The sequence below is a fragment of the Gemmatimonadota bacterium genome, assembly GCA_016704275.1.
Taxonomy (GTDB): Bacteria; Gemmatimonadota; Gemmatimonadetes; order Gemmatimonadales; family GWC2-71-9; genus Palsa-1233.
The window spans coordinates 471,444-493,570 of record JADJAK010000003.1; the positions used below are offsets into that span (position 1 = coordinate 471,444).

General features: G+C 67.8%; 24 protein-coding genes. 5 read left to right on the plus strand and 19 right to left on the minus strand.

The features are described 5' to 3' along the window. Positions 1-36: 36 nt before the first annotated feature. The gene (locus IPG05_09870; protein MBK6495394.1) at positions 37-1,467 is read left to right on the plus strand and encodes an aminopeptidase P N-terminal domain-containing protein; all 1,431 of its coding nucleotides are present in this window, start codon (positions 37-39) and stop codon (positions 1,465-1,467) included. Further along, positions 1,467-3,965, plus strand: coding sequence for a glycoside hydrolase family 127 protein (locus IPG05_09875; protein ID MBK6495395.1), 2,499 nt, complete (start codon positions 1,467-1,469; stop codon positions 3,963-3,965). Before IPG05_09870 ends, IPG05_09875 begins: the two co-directional genes overlap by 1 nt. Here the strand turns inward: IPG05_09875 and IPG05_09880 are convergent. The 19 genes from IPG05_09880 to IPG05_09970 form a co-directional block, all read right to left on the minus strand. Further along, complete coding sequence (locus IPG05_09880; protein ID MBK6495396.1) at positions 3,962-5,782, minus strand: hypothetical protein; 1,821 nt, start codon at positions 5,780-5,782, stop codon at positions 3,962-3,964. The two genes, IPG05_09875 and IPG05_09880, sit on opposite strands and share 4 nt — an antisense overlap. A 76-nt stretch (positions 5,783-5,858) precedes the next feature. After that, positions 5,859-7,094, minus strand: coding sequence for a hypothetical protein (locus IPG05_09885; protein MBK6495397.1), 1,236 nt, complete (start codon positions 7,092-7,094; stop codon positions 5,859-5,861). Further along, entirely contained in the window at positions 7,091-7,771 is a 681-nt protein-coding gene (uppS, locus tag IPG05_09890) for a di-trans,poly-cis-decaprenylcistransferase (GenBank protein MBK6495398.1), read from the minus strand. Before uppS ends, IPG05_09885 begins: the two co-directional genes overlap by 4 nt. Continuing rightward, positions 7,771-8,067, minus strand: coding sequence for a transcriptional regulator (locus IPG05_09895; protein ID MBK6495399.1), 297 nt, complete (start codon positions 8,065-8,067; stop codon positions 7,771-7,773). Before IPG05_09895 ends, uppS begins: the two co-directional genes overlap by 1 nt. Before the next feature lie 103 nt (positions 8,068-8,170). Further along, positions 8,171-8,803 (minus strand): hypothetical protein, encoded by a 633-nt coding sequence (locus IPG05_09900; GenBank protein MBK6495400.1) that lies wholly within the window; start codon positions 8,801-8,803, stop codon positions 8,171-8,173. Positions 8,804-8,932: 129 nt separating this feature from the next. After that, positions 8,933-9,538 carry a DUF2306 domain-containing protein gene (locus IPG05_09905; protein MBK6495401.1) on the minus strand — a complete coding sequence of 202 codons (606 nt, stop codon included), beginning with the start codon at positions 9,536-9,538 and terminating at the stop codon, positions 8,933-8,935. Positions 9,539-9,589: 51 nt separating this feature from the next. Further along, complete coding sequence (locus IPG05_09910) at positions 9,590-10,699, minus strand: hypothetical protein (protein ID MBK6495402.1); 1,110 nt, start codon at positions 10,697-10,699, stop codon at positions 9,590-9,592. A gap of 258 nt (positions 10,700-10,957) precedes the next feature. Further along, the gene (locus tag IPG05_09915) at positions 10,958-11,344 is read right to left on the minus strand and encodes a hypothetical protein (protein ID MBK6495403.1); all 387 of its coding nucleotides are present in this window, start codon (positions 11,342-11,344) and stop codon (positions 10,958-10,960) included. A gap of 100 nt (positions 11,345-11,444) precedes the next feature. Next, positions 11,445-12,503, minus strand: coding sequence for a ribosome small subunit-dependent GTPase A (gene rsgA / locus IPG05_09920; protein MBK6495404.1), 1,059 nt, complete (start codon positions 12,501-12,503; stop codon positions 11,445-11,447). A gap of 25 nt (positions 12,504-12,528) precedes the next feature. Beyond that, complete coding sequence (locus IPG05_09925; GenBank protein MBK6495405.1) at positions 12,529-13,101, minus strand: SCO family protein; 573 nt, start codon at positions 13,099-13,101, stop codon at positions 12,529-12,531. Beyond that, positions 13,098-13,562, minus strand: a complete 465-nt coding sequence (locus IPG05_09930; GenBank protein ID MBK6495406.1) for a copper chaperone PCu(A)C — start codon at positions 13,560-13,562, stop codon at positions 13,098-13,100. The genes IPG05_09925 and IPG05_09930 overlap by 4 nt, the downstream gene beginning before the upstream one ends. Continuing rightward, positions 13,559-14,371, minus strand: a complete 813-nt coding sequence (locus IPG05_09935; GenBank protein MBK6495407.1) for a copper chaperone PCu(A)C — start codon at positions 14,369-14,371, stop codon at positions 13,559-13,561. The genes IPG05_09930 and IPG05_09935 overlap by 4 nt, the downstream gene beginning before the upstream one ends. Before the next feature lie 57 nt (positions 14,372-14,428). Continuing rightward, positions 14,429-14,803, minus strand: a complete 375-nt coding sequence (locus IPG05_09940; protein ID MBK6495408.1) for a hypothetical protein — start codon at positions 14,801-14,803, stop codon at positions 14,429-14,431. A gap of 106 nt (positions 14,804-14,909) precedes the next feature. Further along, positions 14,910-15,143: a hypothetical protein gene (locus IPG05_09945; GenBank protein ID MBK6495409.1), complete on the minus strand. Its 234-nt coding sequence runs from the start codon at positions 15,141-15,143 to the stop codon at positions 14,910-14,912. A 181-nt stretch (positions 15,144-15,324) separates the two neighbouring features. Further along, complete coding sequence (locus tag IPG05_09950) at positions 15,325-15,780, minus strand: DUF2721 domain-containing protein (GenBank protein ID MBK6495410.1); 456 nt, start codon at positions 15,778-15,780, stop codon at positions 15,325-15,327. A gap of 8 nt (positions 15,781-15,788) precedes the next feature. Continuing rightward, positions 15,789-18,542, minus strand: a complete 2,754-nt coding sequence (locus tag IPG05_09955) for a family 78 glycoside hydrolase catalytic domain (protein ID MBK6495411.1) — start codon at positions 18,540-18,542, stop codon at positions 15,789-15,791. Positions 18,543-18,616: 74 nt separating this feature from the next. Then, on the minus strand, positions 18,617-19,687 hold the full coding sequence (locus tag IPG05_09960) for a hypothetical protein (protein ID MBK6495412.1): 1,071 nt from the start codon (positions 19,685-19,687) through the stop codon (positions 18,617-18,619). A 38-nt stretch (positions 19,688-19,725) separates the two neighbouring features. Next, entirely contained in the window at positions 19,726-20,124 is a 399-nt protein-coding gene (locus IPG05_09965; protein ID MBK6495413.1) for a hypothetical protein, read from the minus strand. 4 nt (positions 20,125-20,128) lie between these two features. Continuing rightward, a complete protein-coding gene (locus IPG05_09970; protein ID MBK6495414.1) occupies positions 20,129-20,632 on the minus strand; it encodes a hypothetical protein in 504 nt (167 codons plus the stop codon). A 203-nt stretch (positions 20,633-20,835) separates the two neighbouring features. Between IPG05_09970 and IPG05_09975 the strand changes: the two genes are divergently transcribed. Genes IPG05_09975 through IPG05_09985 form a run of 3 tightly spaced genes read left to right on the plus strand, consistent with a single transcriptional unit; the run spans position 20,836 to position 22,122 of the window. Beyond that, positions 20,836-21,306 carry an SRPBCC family protein gene (locus tag IPG05_09975; GenBank protein MBK6495415.1) on the plus strand — a complete coding sequence of 157 codons (471 nt, stop codon included), beginning with the start codon at positions 20,836-20,838 and terminating at the stop codon, positions 21,304-21,306. Further along, entirely contained in the window at positions 21,296-21,637 is a 342-nt protein-coding gene (locus IPG05_09980) for a helix-turn-helix transcriptional regulator (GenBank protein ID MBK6495416.1), read from the plus strand. The genes IPG05_09975 and IPG05_09980 overlap by 11 nt, the downstream gene beginning before the upstream one ends. A gap of 26 nt (positions 21,638-21,663) precedes the next feature. Then, the gene (locus IPG05_09985) at positions 21,664-22,122 is read left to right on the plus strand and encodes an SRPBCC domain-containing protein (protein MBK6495417.1); all 459 of its coding nucleotides are present in this window, start codon (positions 21,664-21,666) and stop codon (positions 22,120-22,122) included. Positions 22,123-22,127: the final 5 nt, after the last annotated feature.

The following is a 22,127-nucleotide window of genomic DNA, read 5'->3' on the forward strand; positions in this document are numbered from 1 at the left end:
CCACAAGGAACGGACCGCATGGCACGTCGCACCAGCATCGCCGCAGTGGCGCTCGTCCTCTCGGCGGCGCCAATGGCCGCGCAAGGCGGCTTCACCGACGTCTTCCCGCCGGAGGAGTTCGCCGCCCACCGCGCCAAGGTGACGGAGCACATCGGCGAGGGGGTGGCAGTGATCCAGGGCGCCACCGAGGCCCGCGGCGAATGGACGCTGCGGCAGGGGAACCAGTTCTTCTACCTGAGTGGCGTCATCGAGCCACGCGCGATGCTGATCATCGATGGCCGCACCAAGCGTACGACACTCTTCCTGAATGCCGCCACGCCCAGAGTCCGCCAGTACGGGCCCTATCTGACGGCGACCGACTCCGCTCGGCGGGTGACCGGCGTCGACGCCGTCATGCCTCGCGACTCCTTTGCGGTCATGCTCGCCGCGCTGGACGGTCGCGTCATCTACACCCCCTTCCGACCGGAGACGCAGAGCAGCGAATCGGCTAGTGACGTCGCCGGCTATTTCCGTCGCTCCAAGGCCGATCCCTGGGACGGGCGCGTCTCGCGGGAGGAGCTGTTCGTGGCGGCAGTGAAGCGCACGGTGCCGGCGGCGCAGATCAAGGACCTCGATCCGATCCTCGACTCGCTGCGGGCCTTCAAGACGCCGCGAGAGATCGCGCTGATCCGCGAGGCGAGCCGTCTCGCCGGACTCGGGATCATGGAAGCGATGCGGGACACCAAACCGGGGATGCTCGAGCACGAGCTCGAGGCGCCGGCCGAGTATGTCTACAAGCGGGGCGGGGCGTATGGCACGTCGTACTTCCCGTTGATCGCCGGCGGGCCGCGGATGCAGTACACCCACTATCACAAGAACCGGGGCACGCTGGTCGACGGTGAGCTGCTGCAGTTCGACTGGGCCCCCGACCTCGGCAACTACACCGCCGACGTGACGCGCGTCTGGCCGGTCAACGGCAAGTTCACGCCCAGGCAGCGCGAGTACTACACCATCTACCTCCGTCTCTATCAGGCGGTGTTGACCTCCATCCGCCCGCACGTGACCGCGCGCGCCGTCATGGACAGCGCGTACGTCAAGATGCAGTCGATCATGGCGGGGTATCGCTTCACCGATCCGCGGATCAAGGCGGCCGCGCAGGCGATGATGGACCGCTACAAGCCCGCCCCTGCCGGCAGCACAGGCCGGGGCGGCTCACTCGGCCACACCGTCGGCATGGAAGTGCACGACGTGCCGAACATCACCCGGACCCTGGAGCCAGGCTACATCTTCACGATCGAACCGCAGATGACCATCGACGGCGCCGGTGAACTCTCCGTCCGGCTTGAGGATATGATCCTGATCACCGAGACGGGCTACGAGGTGCTGTCCGCCTTCGTGCCGATCGAGATCGCCGACATCGAAGCGCTGATGAAGCAGCCCGGCATCGGCGAGCGTGCGCTGACGGTTCCAGCCAAGGGGCGTCCCTGATGCCGACCAATCGCCGCAACTTCCTGCAGCAGTCTGCCGCCACTGCCGCCGCCTTCACGCTGGGGCCTCTCACCGGCAGTGACATCGCCGCTGAGCCGCCGGAGGCGGTCCCGACGATCGACCCGACGATCCGCGCCTTCGAGCTGCGGATGCTGAAGGCGCGTCCACTGCCGCTGCACAAGGTGCGGGTACTTGGCGGGCCACTGAAGCGCGCACAGGATGTCACCGCGAGCTACCTGCTCGCGCTCGATCCCGATCGGATGATGGCCCACTATCGGCTGCGTGCGGGACTGCCCAAGAAGGCCGAGCCGTACGAAGGATGGGACGGCGGGGGTCGCAACCTCACGGGGCACATCGCCGGCCACCACCTGTCAGGGGTGAGCCTGATGTACCGGGCCACGGGCGACGTCCGATTCAAGGCGCGCGCAGACTATCTCGTGAAGGAGATGCAGGAGGTCCAGCTCAAGAACGGTGACGGCTACCTCGGCGCCCTCGAAGGGCTGCGCGAGGCGTTCGGTGCGGTCTCGAAGGGGAACATCCGCTCCGGTGGCTTCGACCTGAACGGCCTCTGGTCCCCCTGGTATACGCTGCACAAGACCTTCGCCGGACTCCGCGATGCGTACCGCCATACCGGCAACGCCACGGCACTGGCGCTCGAGATCAAGTACGCCGCGTGGGCGGAGTCGGTGCTGGCGCCGCTGTCGGAGGCGCAGGTGCAGAAGATGCTCCTGACCGAGTACGGTGGCATGAACGAGGTCTTTGCCGACCTCTACGCCGACACCGGTAACAAGCGCTGGCTCGACTTGTCGCATCGCTTTGAGCACCTGGCGTTCACCGAAGCGCTCAAGCGGCACCAGGACAACCTCGCCGGGAAGCACGGCAACTGTCAGATCCCCAAGCTGATCGGATCGGCCGCGCGCTATGGCTACACCGGCGACCCTGCCGACATCGTCGCCGCCTCCTTCTTCTGGGACCGCGTGGTGCAGCACCACACCTACGCGACCGGCGGGCACGGCCTGGCCGAGTACTTCGGGATGCCGGACCAGCTGAGCAATCGCCTCGACGGCCGCACCTGCGAGACCTGCAACGCCTACAACATGCGCAAGCTCTCGATCCGGCTCTTCTCGTTCCGGCCGGATGTCGAGTACGGCGACTTCCACGAGCGCGTGCTCTTCAATCACATCCTGGCGTCGATCGATCCGGCCGACGGTACGACCTCCTACATGGTACCGGCCGGGCGTGGCGTCACGCAGGAATACCAGGACATGCAGCGCGACTTCACCTGCTGCGTCGGGAGCGGGATGGAGAGCCACGCCTTGCATGGGGATGGCATCTACTATGAGCACGTCGACCAGGCCTGGGTGAATCTCTTCGTCCCCAGCTCGGCCGACTTTGCCTCCGGGATGAAGTTGGTTCAGGAGACGAGCTTCCCGGACGGCGACACGGCACGGATCAAGGTCGTCGCCGGATCGCTGAAGCCGGTGACCATCCACCTCCGTCGCCCTGCGTGGGCGGGCGATGGCTACGCCGTCAGCGTGAACGGCAGCCAGCTGCCCCAGCCGCCGATCGCGAGCTTCCGGGCAGGTGCCGCCGGCGGGTGGCGGATCGGGATCGACGAGTCGGGTCTGCCGCCCAGTCAGTATGTGAGCATCACGCGGCAGTGGAAGGCCGGTGACACCATCGAGATGAGCCTGCCGAAGACTCTGCGTTTTGAGCCAACAGCCGACAACAAGCGTGTCACGGCCGTCATGTGGGGCCCGCTCGTGCTCGCGGGTGACCATGGGCCGAGCCGCGGTGGTGAAGGCGCGAGCGTGGCGAGGATCCCGGCGTTGGTGACGGATGACAAGCCGCTCACCGAGTGGCTGCTGCCCGCCGGCGCGCCAGGTGACTTCACGGCGAAGCAGGTCGCCAGGGTGCCGGCCGAACCGGCGCCGCCGACCGACCTCCCACTGAAGCCATTCTATCGGACGCATCGCCGACGGTATAGCAACTACTTCGACGTGATCACGACGGCGGAGTTCGATGCGCGGGTTGGTGCCATTGCGGCCGAGCGGGAACGCGTCCGTCGGTTGGAGGCCGCCACCGTCAGTGTGGTGCACCCGGGTGTGGTCGCAGAGGAGACCGCGGCGGGATACGTCAGCGAGCCCGCGAACCGGCCTGCCGGTACTGCCGACGGCAAGCCCAATCGCGCGGGAGGGGGGTGGTTCTCCTACCAGCTCGCGGTGGATGCCGAGGCGCCGATGGCGGTCGTCGTGACCTACCTGAATGAGATGGGCCTGATGCCGGCTGCCGGGAACTTCGAGGTTCTGGTCGATGGCACGGTGGTGGGGACCTTCGAGGCGAAGCCGGACGCGGTGGGCTACTGGGACGCCACATATCCCGTGCCGGCTACACTCGTGCGCGGCAAGACGAAGGTCACCGTGCGCTTCCAGGCCACTCCGCCTGGGCGCATCGTGCCGATCTTCGGCGTCCGGATGGTGCGCGCAGGCGCGCGCTAGCCGAGGCCGGCGCGCTGCTTGGCGCGAGCGATGACCGCGGCCATCGTCTCGCGGTGCACGGTAAAGGTGTCGTCGACCACCTGCAGCGTCGGGATGGTGTTGGGCGAGAGCCCGAGGGTTTCGGTGTTGAAGCGCTGGAATCCCGCCTCGTGGACGCCGCTGCTGCCGCGTCCCGGGGCGGGGGCGCTCAGGTGCGAGAAGAAGCGGGCGTACTTCCGCCACCGCCCACCACCACCCGCGTGGAACATCGGAATGAAGCCGTAGAGTGCGTCGTACGGCATCTCCCCGACGCAGGCGACCTTGGGAAACTGCGTCCGCAGGTCGCTGATCATCCGCTTGGTCCCCTCGTGCATGTCGCCTGTGGTCGCGTTGACGTGCCCGCCAACGATGTCGAGGAAGTAGGCATCGACGCCGAAGCGCTCGATCGTCTCGGCGATCCGCCCCGTGATGTGGTTCCGCCAGGCGTCGTGGCCCAGGTTCATGTAAGTGAGCCAGCCGTCCTGATGGCGATCGTTGTTCCAATCGACCCAGTTCAGGTTGTAGAGGTCGCCGTCGAGCTTGTAGGTCGCGCCGCCCTTGATCTTCTCCCAGGAAGGCTGCTGCCGGTTGGCCGAGTTGGCGCCGAACATCGGCATCATCTTGAAGCCCATCTTCTGGCCTTCGCTGATCAGCCGCCGGAAGCCTGCCTCGCCGCCCATCCGCTCGGGCACCGTGTAGTTGGGGTAGTCCCAGTAGTAGCGGCCATCCCATGATGCGAGGAAGACGAGTACCCGTTCGGGGGCGATCTGCGTCGCCATCCAGCGGAGGATCTCGAGCTGCTTGGCGTAGTCGTTGAAGACGTAGCCGGTATAGTGCTGCCCGTGGAACGTCGTGACGAGGGCCACGTTGCGCATCCACGCCGGGGCGTCGGGGCGGGTCTCGTAGGTCGGCAGCGCGTACGCGCGCTCAATGTGCGCCATGTGAGGCGTCATCGCCCCCTCGAAGGTCGTGGCGCGCAGCAATCGCCAGGTTGGCACCTTGAGGGTGGTGTCGTTCCGCCAGGCGTCATGCTCGTAGATCGCCTCGACCCGGAAGCCCTTCTCACCCTGCTGAAAGAGGAATCGCTTCGGGCGGACGCGATCGTCGAGGGTCGAGAAGGCGAGGAAGTCGGCATCCGCCGCCTGCAATACCGCAATCGGCGTCGTCATCCCGATCGGCGAGAAGGCGCCGTGCAGGTCCCCTGCGCCGAAGGTGTAGCCACCCAACAAGTCGCCCTCGCGCGGATTGACGAAGCCCCCGCCGCCAAAGGAGACCGGCCCCTTCGGAATGTCTCGGATCACCGTGGTGACGGTCTTCACCGGGTGCGGCATGGTCACGACGATGTCCCACTCGATCGTCTGGCCGCCGCGTCTGAAGGTCGCCTCGAACTTCCCCGGCACCTTCTCCTGCCCACCGGCCCAGACGAACGAGTCGCATGTCAGCCGCATGGCGTCGTCGTTCCCCTCGGCCCGCATCCGCGCCATGTCGAGCGAGTAGGTGTTCTCGTTGGTGAAGAGGACGAAGCCGAAGCGGTGCGGCCCGAAGACTACCGAGGGTTCCGGAAAGTCGAACGAGAAGCGCATGAAGGAGTCGCCACGCGCCGGCGTGAAGACCTCGCTGGTGCTCGTCAGCGGCACGATCTCGCCGGTCGCCTGTGGGGAGCCGATCGGTTCGGTCGGCAACGGGGCGGGCCGACCCGTGACCGGTGTGGCGAGAGTCGGCGTGGTGGGAATCAGGCCGGCGGTTGCGGCCGCGCCGAGTGCCTTGAGGGCAGCTCGGCGCGAGAGGGAATCGCTCATCGGGTGGCTCGGGCGTGTGGGGAATCGACCGAGCGGAATATGCCGCCCCTCCTCAGGGCGGGCCAGTCAGCCAGCACTAGGCGAAGCGGAACACCACCGGGAGCAGGAACGTCACCAGCGCGGCCCACACGGCATAGACCGGGAGGTAGCCAGCCACGACGGGCCGCATCGTCGCGAAGCTGGCACGCCCGCGCACCACGCCAAGGTAGGACCAGCAGATACGGGCGAGGTGGACCATGATCACGAGGTTGACGCCGAGCACCGCGACACGATTCGGCGTGAAGCCGTAGGAGGCCAGCCGGAAGACGATCGCCGACAGGGCAATGGCATTGATCACCAGCGTGACGCCGGCGAGCGCCACGTTGATCGTGTCCACGATCCCGGTGGGCGAATCGGCGTCGCGTTCGACGATCGAGAAGACGGTGATCGCCAGGACCACCAGCAGCAGGCCATTGCAGGTGATCAGGAAGCTGCGGTCGAGGAACGGGTTCTGCCCGCCGAGGAAGGCGACGCCGAGGTAGATCGTCGACATGGCCAGGAAGAGCGGGGCGAAGACGCGCGCGAGCACGGCCGGAATCCCGGTGCGCCGACGGAAGACGACGTCATAGAGGTAGGTCGCCACCACGGGGACCGCGGCGACGCCGAAGATGCCGATGTTCTCGAAGTACTGCTCGGCGCTGTCCTTCATCACCATCTCGAACAGCGCCACGGTCAGTCCGCTGAAAACCATGCCGCCGAGGCCGACCAGGGCGACGAGGATCACCATCTCGCCGTTGTAGCGGATGAAGCGGATGCGGGCATCGGTGTCACGCCACGCTGACCCGGTGAACGCCAGGCCGAGGACGCCCCAGAAGAGGATCGGGAGGTGAATCAGCGCCATCACCACCGAATCCTTGAAGCCGGGCAGCAGCGAGACGTAGATGCCGGTGTTGAGGGCGACGCCGAGACCGAGGATGATTCGTCGGCGGTCGGGGTTGGCGATCCAGAAGTAGGTGCAGAGTCCGAGGATGACGATCATCGGCGCGAAGCGGGGATAGTACCAATCCACCGTGAGGGCCAGCGCCGGCAGGCGGACCGCCGCGCCGGAGATCAGCGCCAGCAGGATGACCATCATCACGCCGCGCCGCGTCGCCGCCTGATCCGACTGCTCCCGATAGTTGAGCCGGGCCTGCCAGGCACGGAGCACTGGCGACTGCGGCGCCGCCCGGAAGGCCTCGGCGAACGAACGGTTGAAGAGCGCCGGGTCACGGCGATACAGCGCCTCGAGCGCCTCCGGTTCTTCGGCGTACTGGGTAATCTGCACGACGGTCATGTGACGGGCTCCAGGGGGGAGGCAATGGACGGAACGGCACCGAAGCGTCGATCGCGTCGGGCGAAGTCGGCGAAGGCCGCGTCGAGGTCGTCGGTGCTCAAGTCGGGGAAGCAGACGTCGAGGAAGGCGAGCTCGGCGTAGGCGCTTTCCCACAGCAGGAAGTCGGAGAGACGCCGCTCCCCGCCGGTACGCACCAGCAGGTCGACCGACGGCAACAGGGCAGTGCGCGTGGCATGGTCAGCCCGTGGCAGGGCGTCCTCCAGTGCGGCGCGGCTGGAATAGTCGATCGCCACGTGGAGATGCATCCGTGTTCCATGGGCGGTGCGGCGCTCGGCCTCCTCGATCGCGATCACCAGCTTGGTCGGCAGGCGATCGCGTCGGCCGAAGATCGAGAGCCGGATGCCATGGGTGACCAGCGAGGCCAGCTTGTTCTCGAGGTGCGAGGCGAAGAGGTCGAAGAGGAAGCCGACTTCCTCGCGCGGGCGCTTCCAATTGTCGCTGGAGAAGGCGTAGAGCGAGAGGTCCGCCACGCCGAGGCGGGCGCAGTGCGCCACGATCTCGGCGGCGGTGCGTGCGCCACGGGCGTGCCCCATCCAGCGCGGACGCCCGCGTGAGGTGGCCCAGCGGCCGTTGCCGTCCATGATGATCGCGAGGTGCGAGGGAATCCCGGCGGGCATCAGGCGCCTCCCACGCGACGGATCAGCGCTTCCATGTGGCCGAGGTACTCCTCGAGCGCCTGGCGTCCGGCCGGGGCGAGGCGGAACTCGGTGCGCGGCACACGGCCCTCGAAGCTCTTGGTGCAGGTGATGTAGCCGGCGTCCTCGAGCTTCCGGGCGTGCACCGAGACGTTGCCGTCGGTGGTGTCGAGCAGCGACTTCAGCTCGTTGAACGAGAGGGTGTCGTGCACCGCTAGCGCGCTCACCATCGCGAGGCGCATCCGTTCGTGGATGATCCGATCGAGCGACATCGGCATCGAGACATCCCCATCAATGGCCTGCAGGTTCGGGCCCGGTGCCTTCGAGGCCGGTGCCTCGGTGGCAGATGGCTTGTGCGCCCGGGCGGCGCTGCCGCGCGGCTTAGCCACCGTGCCGCCGGGCAATGTGGACACCGAAGCCGATGTGTAGCGCGCCGAAGCCGAGGGCGAGCATGAGGTCGCCGCCGAGGGCGGAGCAGAAGAGCGCGGTCGTGCCGAGGAGGATGAATCCGATCCCCATCAACGGGACGGCGCGAACCGAATGCGCCCCGGCCGTGGTGACGCCGACGCCGTAGAGCAGCAGCCAGACACCAGGGAGGAGTCGTTCGGTCACGTGCGCCTCGACACCCGGCGTGCCCGGATCGATCAGGGCGACGGTGAGGACCGCGCCGGCGAGCAGTGCCGGCCAGTAGCCGAGGAAGAACTTCCGGGCCGGAGCGCTGAGCGAGAACGCACCGCCGGCGCCGATCCGTTGGCGCATCTTGTGGTACATGGTTCCGCTGCCCACGAGGCCGCCGATGAGACCCGTCACCAGCCACACCGTGAGCCATGCATCGGGAGTGGGCTGTCGGGAGGCCATGAAGGCCGCCGCGATGGCGATCAGCCCGAGTGCCACCAGCCCCTTGCCGGGGACATCCGTGAAGGAGGCGGCGCCCTCCATGGTGCGCCGGATGAACGACAGGTCCTGGAGGGCCCGGTCGTGCAGCGGGGTCGGTTCGGGCTCCGGGGCTGTCATGCGGTGACCGACGGACTGGGCTGGCAAGGACGCACGGGCCTCTCCTGGGAGACGGTAAAGCACTTTGTATTGTAAAGTACGGGGACGTGCCGCGCAAGTTTCAGGTGGCAACGGCCCGTCACACCGCCGTCAGGCGATTGCGTCGGGCACCCGCCGGCGATCGAGGATGAACCACTCCGCGAGGATGAGGTTCGGGACCCAGCAGAGCCAGGCGATGGCCGGATAGGCCTCGTTGAACGGAATGCCGGCGATCACGCTGAGCGGGATGTAGATCCGGAGCGTGACGGCCGCGAGGGTCATCGCGAAGGAGCGGATCATCCACTCGCGGTGGCGGCCGTGGTCGCCGTCTCGAATGGAGCGGTACGCGAGCAGGGTCGCCGCGAGCCAGAGGGTGGCGAGGAGGCCGAAGCCGAGGTGCGAGGCGAACCCTTCCTGCGCGAGCGGCGCGAGGGCGAGGCCACCGAGGCCGCCGATCATGACGGCGACGACGTAGGCCTTCCCGATCCAGCGGTGCCGGGCGAGGTAGCGGGTGCGGAGCCAGCGGTTGAGTTGCCAGGGGCCGAGGGCGAGGGCGGTGAGGCCACCGGCGAGGTGGGCAATGACGGCGAGTGGGGTGATGGCTCGGCGGTCGGCAACGAACGGCGGGCCGAAACCGGGGACGAGCAGCACGGCGGCGGCGTACGCGGCTACCGCGACACTGAGGAACGTCATGATCACCCAACCGGTTGTGCGCATCAGCTCCTCCTGATGGGGGTCAACGCATCATGGCGTCAGCCGGTCAGCCGGTCAGCGCGCCCCTCGGGGCGCGAGCCGGTACATCACGACGGTCTCGACATTGTCGGCGTCGAGCGCGGTGCCGAGGACATAGTCGGCTCCGATATCGCGCGGAAGGAACCGTGCCGGCATGGTGACATCACCGAGCCAGCGGCCGGCCGCGTCGAAGACGCTCCAGGTGCTGGCCACGAGCGGGGTGGTGTTGAGCTGTCCGGCGCCTGGCGCATCGGCGAGGTGCGCCTCGCGAACCCAGAGGCGGCCGATGGCGTCGGGAATCAGTTGCGAGAATGCTGGCACGACGGAGGCGTAGGGGTCGTTGCGCAGGTCGACGCGTTCTGCTTCGGCCGCGGCACCCGTCGACTTGATCCAGCGCTTGCCCCATTCGACGACATAGCTGTCGATGTCGGCCTTGGTCACCTTGCGCGGCGTCCACGCCCTGCGAATCGTGTGAGAGAGGCTTCCACTCCGTGAGTAGACCTGGACGGAGTAGTCCAGTCCAAGGCCGTAATAGACCCGCGATTCGTCCGCGGCAAAGGCTGCCTGGGCGCCGAACCAGGGCGGTCGCAGCTCGCCCTCGTCCATGGTCACAGACATTGATGGCAGGCTGCCGATGCGGTGCGTCTCGATGTGTTTCTGATCGACGATCGCCACCGGAAACGAATCGACGGAGCGGCCACCCGCGGCGCGTGGACGACCCATCGGCAGATACCCGATGACGCGCTGGCCGCGTCCATCCAGCGGCGCCAGGGTGAGTCGCATCCCCGAGGCGGCCCCGCCGCCCGGTGGCGGCGGCGGTGGTGTCTTCGCAAGCCGTAACAGGTACTTCCCATCCCCCGTGAAGTACGAGAGGTCTCCCGGCATCATGCCACCTGCCACGAGGGTGTCCCCCGGCAACCGCCAGAACGAGTCCATCTGTTCAAACTCGCCCGGGCCTCCCCCCTTTCCTCCGGCGGACTTCAAAAAACGCCCCGCAGCATCGTAGAAGCGCAGTGTCAGGCTGCCGGCATCTGCGACGACGATGCGGCCATCCCGCAGTCGTGCCGCCCCTCGAACGCGCGAGAGTTCGTAGTCGGGCCCCCCGTCGGTGCCGATAACGAGCGTCGGCGCGGTGGAGAGCGCCACCGCTTCACTCGGCTTCCACGTAGGTCGTGGGTTCTCGATGACGCGGGGCGCTTGCGCCGAGGCCGTCGAGAGGAGGCCCGCGAGCAGTGTCCGCCCATCCTTCCCGCGCCAGACGCTGGTCGACCCGACGCCAGACCTTGGGTCACCGGTGTGACCCAACGCGGACGGGGCCTAGCGGGGGTACCGGGACGAAGTGCCAGCCGCCCTTGCCCGGGTAGCGAAAGAGCGCGGCACTGAAGCTGCCGCCGTGGCCAACACTCACCGCTCGATGGCGCGCAGGGTGTGCACCCCACTGACGAGTAGGAAGAGCCCGGGGATAGCGAGTACCCCGACGAGCACGAGCACCACCCAGTCCAATCCGTGGAGGAAGCGAGTCAGAAGCCACCCAAGCAATGCGAGCTGGACGGCCGCGAGGCCGATCGCTTGCCGAGGTGGTAGTCGATGGCCCGGCGCCAATTGCCCGAAGTCGAGCGCGACCAATATGGTCCCGACGGTAACGCCACCCGCGATGCTCAACGAAAGGGATGTCAGATCCTGGACGCGGCTGCTGTCGAGGAACGAGAGCCCGATGAAGACCGCGACACCAAACAGGACGGTGCCGATCGCGCGAGGGAGCGTCTGGGGCGGCGGAAGCAAGGAAGCCACGGACTCTCCTGGGGATCGCAGAGAAGGCGACTCGAACTCTCCATCCAAGTGACTCCCGGATCCCCCAATTGTCCACCCCGGCGGTCGCCACTCTGTCGCCCTACCCCTCGCCGCGCCGGTATTTGGGGTGGTGCTTCATCGTCTTCATCGCCGTCTTGTGCTCGGACACCGCGGCGGCTCGAGCGAGCGGGTCGCTCTTGCGGTCGATCCACGCCGCCTCGGCGACGAGCTTGCGATAACTCGCGAGTCGGTCCGCGGCCAGCTGCCCCGCCTCCATTGCAGCCACCACGGCGCAGCCGGGCTCGGCGTCGTGACGGCAATCCCGGAAACGGCATGTCGCCGCGAGCTCGTCGATCTCCGGAAATGCCCCGGCGAGTCCTTCGTCGAGCGTCCAGATCCGCAGTTCGCGCAGTCCCGGTGTGTCCATCAGCAGGGCGCCGCCCTCGATCTGGAAGAGTTCGCGGCGAGTCGTGGTGTGCCTACCCTTGCGATCGAACGCCCGCACTTCGCCAGTCTCCAGCCTATGCGCCCCCGCGAGCGTATTGACGAGCGTCGACTTGCCGGCCCCGGACGGCCCGAGGAGTGCCACCGTGCGTCCCGGGCGCAGGGTCGCCGACAGCGCGGCGACACTCGCGGCATCGTCGACGCGCACGACATGCACGTCAACGCCGAGCGCCACGGCCGACACCTCGAGCCGCGCGGCCGCCAGCTCGGGGACGAGGTCGGCCTTCGTCAACACGACCGTCGGCACCGCACCGCTCTCCCATGCCACGGCGAGATAGCGCTCGATGCTGCGCGGATTGGTCGGCGCGTCGAGCGGCTGCACGACCCAGATGACGTCGACGTTGGCCGCGAGTAGTTGCTCGGTGCCCCCCTCGCCGGCACTCCCGCGAGAGATGGCGGTGCGACGGGGGAGCACTCCCATGATCGACCACGGATCGCCGGGCATCGGGCCGGGGCGCACCACAACCCAGTCGCCGGTTACCGGCAGCGGCCAATCAGGCGTCCCGACGAGGCGTGCTTCGGCGGGACCGTGCTCCAGTTGCACAGCCCAGCGATCGCGCTCCTGGGCGGTCACACGCGCAGCCTGCTCGCCGGCGGACCCGTGAGCGGCCAGCGCGACCGCCCACTCGGCGTCCCATCCCCATTCCGCCAGCATGACGTACCTCCTCACGACTCCGTGGTCAGGGCGCGAGTCGTCCTCGCACTGCCTCGGCGATTTCATCGGCCGTCGCCTCGTACGGGAACTGTTCCACGACCTTCCCCTGCTTGTCAAGCAGGTACAGCGTTGTGGAGTGGCTCACCGTGTACTTCGCCGCCGACTGCGGCGTCTGGACGATCTCATACTTGGCCCCGTACATCGCCACGACCCGATCGATCTCGGCGCGCGTGCCGGTCACGCCGACGGCGTCGAGGTCGAAGTTCTGCAGGTCGGCCTTGAGCACGGCGGGCGTGTCGCGCTCCGGGTCCACGCTCACATACACCACCCGCATCTCTGCCCGCTGCGCGCCGAGGCGACGCGCCACCGACGACAGCTTGGAAAGGGTCGTGGGGCAGACATCGGGGCACTGGCTGTAGCCGAAGAAGACCAGGACAACCTTGCCGCGCAGCGAGGCGAGCTCGAAACGCGCGCTGTCCTGGTCGATCAGCGTGAAGTCGCCGCCGATCGCGGGCTGCTCCGGCGGCTTCCCGGAACAGCCCACGACCGTGGTCAACAACGCCAGCAGTAGCCCGCAAGCTCGGACGGCCCGGATCACGGCATCCCCTGCATCGCGCGCACCGGGGCCTTCAGCGAGAGCGTCTTGCCATCGTCGAAGGTGAGCGTCAGCGCAACGGTGTCGCCAACGGTGAGCGGGGCCTTGAGGCCGAAGATCATCAGGTGCAGTCCACCGGGGCGCAGGGCGACTTCGCCGTGGGCCGGAATCTCGATACGCGCCACCGGCGACATCCGCATCATCCCGTTGTCGCGCTTCATCTCGTGCAGCTCGAGCGTGTCGCCGACGCTGGCGGTGCCGCGGATCAGCGCGCGGACGGCATCACCCTTGTTCTCGAGGATGAGGAAGGCGGCGGTGGTGGGACGCCCGGCGGCAGCCTCGCGGACCCAGACGTCGCGTACGGTCACGGTGGCGGCCTGCGCCGAGAGCGCGATGGCGGGAATCAGGGTGACGCCCAGGAACGCGGCAATGCCGCGCAGGGAGGTGCTTGCAATGGCGGTCATGGTGTGCTGCTCCGTTCGGAAAGTGATGTGCGTAGCGAGACGAGGTAGAGCGCCAATGCGCGTCGCTCGTGATTGGTGAGATGGGCAAAGAGGGGCATCGACCCGCCGGCGGGCATGCCGATCGCCAGGGTGCGCGCGATGCTCTGGGCGTCAGTGCCGCTCTTGAACGACGTCGGGAGGCGGAAGTCGCGGGGCGGCGGTACCAGCGTATGGCCCACCGGGCCGTCGCCCCGCCCTTCCGCTCCGTGGCAGCTGGCGCAGCCGTTGGCACGATAGAGTCGAGCGCCCTCCATCGCCGTCGGTGCGTCGGTGGATTGTCGCGTCAGGGAGGTTGGATCGAGCGCCGCTTCGAGGCTGTCGTAGACGAGAATGGGGGCCACCACGCTCGCCTTGCGACCGCTCGTCATCGTGACGGTCAGGGTGACCGAATCGCCCGGCACCAGAGGCCGCCGCATGCCGTAGAACACGGCGGTATAGCCACCCGGGGCGAATCGCCGGATTCCGGTGGGCCCGATCGGGACCGGACCGACCGGCATCATCATCGTGAGCGAGTTGCTGCCGACCGTCGAGCGGTGCGCCTGGACGGTCTGCATCGAGCCGATCTGGGCCTCCGCCAACGACACTTCGGCCACCGAGTCGAGAGGGCTGCCATCGAGCCGGACGGTGAAGTACCCGGCCACGTCCGCGCCCAGCACGTCACGCGTGAACGCGACGTGCTCGATGTGCACCCGGGAATCGCCCCGGGTGCACGCGGTGATCACCACGAGGGCCAGGGCCCAGTGGGCCGCCTCGAGTTTGAAGTGCGACATGACGCGTTGCGCTCCGATCCGTATGTGCCGTGGAACGAGCAGCAGACGCGAAGTGCGTCAGCTGCTGGGCAGCACCGGAGGGCCATTGGCGAAGGGGAGGAGCCGGGCGCGGGTCGGCGCGAGGGATGGCGTGGCGCTGGCGGGCGGAAGGTGTGGCAAGGCGACGACGCGTGCCACGATGGGTGCCGGCTCAGCCGGCATCGCCGGAAACGCGCAACACGTCACCAGGCAATCGCAGCCGTCGTGCGCATCCGGCATCGGCGGGGTCGGTGCGTGGTGATGGTGCCCCGCCATCTCCATCGGCGCCGGGGAGCCGTGCGCACCCGGGTGCATTGGGCACGGCCGCAGGCTCCCTGGCAGGAGCGTGAACAGCACGAACCACACGCCGCTGAGCGATGCGATCGCGCGAGGGAGGCCAGTGAGGCGCTGCATCAAACGAAGTGTAGCGGCATCCGACGGGGAACAGCAGCGGGGCAGTGGTGCGCGTGGGAATCTCGACGCAGCGCAGTGAATGCCGACGTCTCCGATCGGAGAAGGGTCACGGTTCCAGGGGAAGTCCTTCGCTGGCCGTCGCGGCGTCGAGGCGGGGAACCTCGCGATAGACCCGATTCAATCGCCACGCGGGGAGCGCGAGCCCAGCTACCGTTCCGAGCAGGAACAACGCCTCTGAACCGGTGGCCATGCCGAGCGCTGCCCCGACAAGGGCCCCGATGGTGGGTTCAAGCGCGGCACGCCAAAGCGGCACGCTGCGGAGCGACGACCAGGCAAGCATCGGTCGAACAGGCCCCATGATCCCAAGCCGCATGTTCCGAGAGGATTGGCGAGATCCGCCGGCGGGGCGCCTGACAACACCTGCCCACCAGGTCAGGGGATCGCGGCGAGGGCGCCCACCACCGCACCGAGCAGCGCAAGGAGCAGGTTGATGCGGAAGGTGGCTCGGGTCGTGAGTGGCATCACGCGCTCGGGGTAGCGCTTGGGATGCGCACCGTCTTGGTGGCCAAGTGGACCTCGCGCAGGAAGTAGCCCAGCCCCACGACGAGAGCCAATGTCGAACCGGTGAACATCGCCCCCACCACCCACCGCAGCTCGACCTGCAGCAGCACCTGCACGAAGAGGGACGCGATGACCACGCACACCAGCAGCGCCGAGAGCGTGCTGGCGGCGATGGCGGAGCTCGCCAAGTGGCGCCGGAACTCCAAACTGGCCAGCTCGACTCGATAGGCGGACGATGCGACCATGGCGGGCGGCAGTTCCCGCTCCGTCAGGTACCGACCGCGGTCGATGATCCGAGCCAGACGCCCTGTCATGACATTCAGGATGCCAGCGATGCCGGTGAGCAGAAAGACCGGCGCGAGGGCCAGTTGAATCGCGTGCGCAAGATCGCCAAGGTCGGTTGGCGGATTCCCCATGATTGCTCCTACTGCGCCGCAGTGTCAAAGACGTACCGCCCAGACCCAATCGTCACCACCAGGTCTTTCCCCTCGGCCCGGACGCTGCGCACACCCGCGGCCGCCGACAACGCCATGCCACCCTCACGCGCCGTCGCGGCGGTGGTGTTCCGGAGCGTCACGCTCGCCGTCGTATTCGCCGGCACCGTCACCGTGAGCGTCATCACCCCATTGGCCACCCGCCAGTCGGAGCCGAGCGGGCCATAGGACGTCTGCAACTCGGTCTTCGCGCTGGTGATCCCGCCGCCGACCACCGGGGCGATGATCGCATGCTTGTAGCCTGGTGCGGCGTCGTCGACGTCGAGCCCGCCGATGGTACGGTACATCCAGTCGCCGATCGCGCCGAAGGCGTAGTGGTTGAATGAGTTCATGCTCTGTTCCTGGAACGTCCCGTCGGGACGGATGCCGTCCCACCGTTCCCACATCGTCGTGGCGCCACGCCCGATCGGATAGAGCCACCCCGGATAACCGCGCTGATTGAGCAGCGCAAAGGCCACATCGGTCCGGCCGTTGCGCGAGAGCGCGTGCGTCAGCTCCGGCGTGCCGAGGAAGCCCGTCGAAAGGTGGCCACCATGCTTGCCGATGTCATCGACCAGGCGCTGCACCGCCTGCGGCATCTCGCTGGCGTCGAGCAACCCGAAGTTGAGCGCGAGGGCATACGCGGTCTGGGTGTTCTCCGCCACCCGACCGTTCGCCGTCACGAACTCCTTTCGGAACGCGACCCGCACCCGGTTGAAGAGGTCGCGATACTTGGCGGCGTCGGCGGTGCGGCCGAGGACGGTGGCGGCGCGCGAGACAATGTCGGCCGAGTGGGCCAGATAGATCGTCGCGATGAAATCGGTGCCGGTGGTGGCACCGGGATAGCCAGCGTCGTCGCTGTGCCAGGCGAGCCAGTCGCCGAAGTGCGAGTCCTGCTTCCAGAGCAGCGCTGGGCCGGCGCGGCGCGCCTCGTAGTCCACCCACGCCGTCATGCTGGCGAATTGCCGTTCGAGTCCACCGCGGTCGCCGTACATCTGGTACATAGTCCAGGGCACGACGGTCGATGCGTCGCCCCAGCCGGCCGCGGAGGCGAAGCGGGTGCTGTCGCCGCCGAGTGGATTGGGGATGACCCAGGGGACGGCGCCGCCTGGATGCTGGTCGAGGGCAAGGTCGCCGAGCCACTTCGCGAAGAAGCCGGCGACGTTCATGTTGAAGCTCGCTGTCCGTGCAAAGACCTGCGCATCGCCGGTCCACCCGAGCCGCTCATCGCGCTGCGGACAGTCGGTCGGGACGTCGAGGAAGTTGCCGCGCTGCCCCCAGACAATGTTGCGCTGCAGCTTGTTCAGCAGCGTGTCCGACGTGACGAACGTCCCGGTCTCGGTCAGGTTGGTGTGGACGACCACGCCGGTAATGGCGCCGACCGACGGCTCACCCGGCAGCCCCTCGACCTGCACGTATCGGAAGCCGTGATACGTGAAGTGCGGCTCCCACATCTCGTCGCCGCCGCCCTTGAGGGTGTAGCGGTCCTTCTGGAAGCCGTCGCGCAGGTTGTCGGTGTAGAGCTCGCCCTTGGGGGTGAGCACTTCGCCGTGCGAGAGGGTGACCGTCGTGCCTGCACTGCCGCGCACCCGGAGCCGCACCCAACCTGTCATGTTCTGACCGAGGTCATAGATGACCTTCCCCGACGGGGAGCGGAGGATGCTGATGGGGGTGATTTCCTGGGTGCGCCGCACGGGCTCCGTCGTCGGCGCAACCAGCACGGCGGTCGTGGTCGGAGCGAGTGTCACCGGTTGCCAGTTGCGGACGTCGAAGCCGGCCCGATCCCACCCCGCCTGTTCGAGTCGAGCATCGTAGCTCTCGCCGCGATAGATGTCGGCGAAGGTGATTGCGCCGGTGCTGCTTCGCCACGCGCTGTCGGTCGTCACGCGCTGCACTCGGCCGTCGGTGTAGCGGATCTCGAGCTGCGCGAGCAGTGCCACCGTGGTGCCATAGGCGTGTCGGCGGCCGCTGAAACCGAGGTAGCCGCGATACCAGCCGTCGCCGAGCATCGCGCCGATGGCGTTCTCCCCCTGGGTGAGCGCGGTGGTGACGTCGTAGGTCTGATACTGCAGGCGGCGATTGAGCGATGTCCAGCCGGGGGTGAAGAAGTCCTCACCGACACGCCGCCCGTTCAGGTGCAGCTCGTAGAGGCCGCGCGCCGTGACGTAGACGCGAGCCGAGCGGATCGCACCGTTCACGGTGAAGCTGCCGCGGAGCAGCGGGGCAGGGGCGCCGGCGGAGTCCTTCGAGATTGCCGATGGCCCGATCCATCGGGCCGACCAATCGGTGGGCTTGAGCAGGCCCGTCTCCCAGAAGGCGGGGGTGCTCCAGGCCGATGGATTGCCGGCGTCGTCCCAGACGCGGACGCGCCAGTAGTAGCGCGTCGCCGAGGTCGGCGCCGGGCCGTCGTACGGGCGAAAGATCGAGGCATCGGTGGTGATGCGGCCCGAGTCCCAGAGCAGCGACTTGCCGGCGGTCAGCGCTGCCTGCGATGTGGCGACCTGGATCTGATAGGCCGCCTGCATTGTGTTGCGGCGCGGGCTCTCGATCCGCCAACTGAGGCGCGGCTTGACGACGTCCGTGCCGAGGGGGTTGGCGCGGTACTCCGTCAGCAACCCGGTGACGGTCGGGCGGGTTTGGGCGGAGAGGGGCGCGGCGAGGAGCGCCGTGAGGACGGCAAGGGCGGCGGAGCGGATGGTGGGCATGGGAAACAGTACCCCGGCGGCGAGGCAGGCGGCAAGCAAGCTGCTCAGCGATCGCTCGGTGCGGCGCTAGCCCGTTACCGTGCGTAGGCCTGCAGCCACTCCACGTCGTCCTGGTCCCGCCAGAGCACGTAGACGAAGCGTGCGGTGACGGCCATGATCCACTTGTCGGCGGCGAGGTTGATCGTCTTGAGCAGCTTCCCCTGGCTATCGACAACATCCCAGTCTCTTGTCTTCGCGCCTCGGGTGAACGAGCGGCCGATCCAGAGACGCGCTCGGTCATCCAGCACGACCGCGTCATTGCTGAAGGGTGGCTTGACCTCGGCGTACACCAGCGTGAAGGGAGGTCCCTTCGGCTCGTTCGCCTTCCGGTCCGCATCGGTCACCGGGACCGGGGAATAGGGGATGGCCCCGCCAACCACCGGCGGGCGGCCGGTCGCGAGCCAATCGACACGGTAGGGCGCAACGCGAATCATCGCGATCCGGCCGTCGGGGGCCACGGTCCACGCATCCGCGGGCGTGTACGGCATGATCCGCATCCCTTGGTAGCTGGCGCCGTTCGCGAGCTTGCCGCCGATCGGGGTGGCGGAGGGCATCTTCACGAAGCCGAGGCTGTCGAATCGGACGCTCCGGCGATCCCAGCGCAGAATGCCCGTCGTCGAGGGGGCGGTCGGCTCCGGGGCGATGTAACGCATCTGGAAGTAGAGGCGCCCGCCCTGGTCGGCCCCGCGGATGTACTGGCCGGCGAGACGCATCTGCTCGGGGAAAGGGGTCGTGGCGACAATGTCCCCGTTCGGCGCGATGATCAGGTAGCGATCTGCGTCCCGATCGATCAGCAGGGTCGAGTCGTTCGGGAGCGCGATCAGCCGCAGGGGCGTGAGGTACTCGCGCGGGCCAGATCCCTTTCGGCCAATCTGTTTGGCGCTCTGGCCACCCGGAGCCAGCAGGTGGACCATCGGCTCGGAGAAGTCGGCCACGAGCACCGAGCCGCTCGAGAGCTCTCGAACACCCGTGACGGTGGTGAACGATTGCGCCGACGTCCAGGTTGGGCGCGCGAAGGAGGGGGCGGCGAAGGCCTGCGCGCCGCTCGGGGCGGCGAACAGGACGAGGGCGACGGTTGCGAACGTGGGGACGCGTGGTGCGGTCATGGGTACTCCGAAGTCGATTTCTGCGAGTGGACCAACCGTCAGGCACCGCCCTGGGCGTCGGTCGATCGCCGCTGCCGCATTCCGGCCACAATCAGATAGCCCCCCGGCAACGCGAAGAGCAGCGAGCCAACCACCATGATGGCATCGAGCTTCGATCGCCGCGCCGCGCCTTCGGCGACCATCATGCCGAGGAGCGCCAGACTGAATCCACCCAGGCCGATCGCGTGGGGCGGTGCCAAGCGCTTCTCCACGGGCAGTCGGGAATGATCCGTCGCCGTGATCGCGATCGCGAAGAACGCGCCGGTGAGCATCCCCTCGGCGGCGCGAGCCCACTCGAACTGGTGGGATCCGATCAGGACTGGCCCCGCGACCCACACCGTGATCGCGAAGAGCATGAAGCCAACCACCCGCGGGAGTGTTTGTGGCGCCTTGGTCACTGAGTCACCGTGAGTCCCATCGTGGAAAGGCCGATCCCCAGAGTGCGCCGAGGGCGCCGAACGTCAGGCCGCTGCTGATGCCGCCGAGAATCACGATGGTGTCGCGGTGGGAGGCGCAGTCGGTGGTATCGCACATGCTGACCGCAAACGCGGTCGCGGCGACGCCCATCGCGGCGCCGATGACGCCACCGATCAGTCCGCCACGGCGCCAGTGCGATCCGGTCGAGACGTCGAGCCGGCGCAGGTCGCTGACCGGAATCGTGCGCATGGCGGCCGAGTCCTCGATCCCGAGGCACGGCCTGCCGGGGAAACGGCAGTAGTACAGCGCCGAGTCGTGCTTGCCGTACGGGGCGAGCAGTCGACCCTCGATCATCGTCGTCGCGGTGTACATCCGCACCATCTTGCCGCTGTCGACGGGTGCCGGGAGGGGAGGTTGCTGCGCGGAGGCGGTGGGCGCCGATCCGAGGAGGACGGCGGCGACGACGATCGACGTAAGGCCCTTGAACATGCCGGGCTCCGGGTCCGGGTACGGCCGCGGGGGGTCGGCGACTGGATGGAAGGTATCAGGCCACGGCCCCCGCGAGGCGCCACGCGCCATGGTCCGGCTCCAATGCGCAACCAAAGTCTTGCGCTTCCCTCCAGCCCGTCGTATCATGTGCAACACAACCGTTGCCTATTGTCGTTCCTTCGACCCCCGCCTGGAGCACCCCCATGAGCAGCACAGCCGAACAGCCCGAGACAACCGACCGGATCGAGAAGCGCTTGGACGTTGCCGCGCCACGCGCCCGGGTGTGGCGCGCACTCTCCGACGCCACCGAGTTCGGCACCTGGTTCGGCATCTCGCTCGACGGTCCGTTCAGGCCCGGGGCGATCGTCCACGGCAGCCTCCGAATGGCGGGGCTGGAGCACGTGACGATCGAGATGCGGATCGAACGGGTCGAGCCGGAGGGCTACTTCTCCTACCGGTGGCACCCGGGCGCCATCGACCCGAAGGTCGACTACACCGCCGAGCCAATGACGTTGGTGGAGTTCCGCCTCGAGGAGAACGCGGGCGGTACCGCCATCACCATCATCGAGTCCGGCTTTGACCAGCTGCCGGCCACGCGCCGTGTGGAGGCGTTCCGGATGAACACCGGCGGATGGAACGGGCAGTCGAAGAAGCTGGCGGCGTATGTCGAGTAGTCGCAGCGGCGCCGTCCGCCACGCGGCCCCCGTCTTCGCCGCCCTTGGCGACACCACGCGCCTCACCCTGGTGGGCCGACTCGCCGTCGAAGGCGACCTCTCGATCACGCGCCTGACCGAAGGGAGCGGGATGACGAGGCAGGGCATCACCCGGCACCTGCAGTCGCTTGAACGAGTCGGCCTGGTCCGCGACAGCAAGGAGGGGAGGGAGCACGTGTACTCGCTTGACCTCAAGCGGCTCAGTGTCGCGCGCGAGTATCTCGATCAGGTCTCGGCCCAGTGGGATGCGGCCGCGGCACGCCTCAAGGCGTTCGTCGAAGCACCGGAGTAGTCCACTTGTCACGAGAGGAAGCAGACGTGGTCGATATCATTCATCGCATCGGAATCAAGGCACCACTCGAGCAGGTATACGCGGCGATCGCCACCGTGGACGGCGTGGCAGGGTGGTGGACTCGGGATTCGACCGGGTCGGCGGCGTTGGGTGGTCGGGTCACGGTCGTCTTCCGCCATGGCGACGGACACGAGATCGGACAGATGGAGTTCGAGGTTGCGGCGCTGGAGCCCAATCGGGCCGTGCGCTGGCGCTTCGTGGCCGGTCCGCCGGAATGGGTCGGCACCGAGGCAACCTTCGACCTGACCCATGACGGCGAAATGACGGTGCTGCTCTTCGGTCACCGCGGATGGCAGGAGGCGGTGGAATTCACTGCGCACTGCAGCACGAAGTGGGCGGTCTTCCTGCTGAGCCTGCGCGAGCTGGTGGAGACAGGGCAGGGAAGGCCCGCTCCGGACGATATGAAGATCGACAACTGGAACTAGTGGGC